The sequence below is a fragment of the Cupriavidus sp. GW823-FHT06D04 genome, from assembly GCF_058795055.1.
The window spans coordinates 1-598 of sequence record NZ_JBXAHL010000125.1 but is presented as its reverse complement, the minus strand read 5'-3'; the positions used below and the strand labels follow the sequence as shown (position 1 = coordinate 598).

Annotated in this window: 1 protein-coding gene; it reads right to left on the bottom strand. The window is 67.1% G+C overall.

Annotated elements, in window-relative coordinates:
* Positions 1–598: MFS transporter (locus AC1Q7H_RS39875; RefSeq protein ID WP_492316814.1), on the bottom strand; the 598-nt coding region annotated here is incomplete at both ends.

Sequence of the window (598 nt, the reverse complement as noted above, 5' to 3'; positions counted from 1 at the left end):
GTCGGCGCGATAAAGGTGGAAACGATGCCGCCAAGCTCGGCATAGCCGATGGCAGTCGCGGCCAGCGCCTCGCCATAGCGTTCGCTGACCAGGCTGAAGATCGCACCGCCGGACAGCACCGTCACGCCGCTCAGTCCCGCGATAGTCAGCAGCATCGCCCACGGCATTGCATAGTGTGTGGCGGCGACGAAGCTCAGCGCAGAGACCACCGACAGCAGCGCGCCCAGCTTGATCATGACCAGGCGCGGCATGCGATCCGACAGCCAGCCGCCGATCAGCAGGAAGGCCACCTGCGACAGCCCCATCAGCGTACCGACCAGCGCAGCGTTGGCAACGGGCATGCCCTGCTGCTGGATGAAGGCCGGCACCACCCAGGTCGCCGTTGCCGCCAGCGCGAAGGTGTCGCCAAAGATCGCCAGCCAGCCAACGTAGATCCAGCGCGAGCGGAAGATGCGCGACAGCGGGACGTTGGTCGCGTGGTGATCGACGCTCGGGCCCGCCTGCCACCTGAAGTCCGGGAAGCCGATCTCGCGCGGACTGCCCTTGATCGTCAGCATCCCGAGCAAGCCGACGAGCAAGGTCAGGCCGCCCAGCGCCA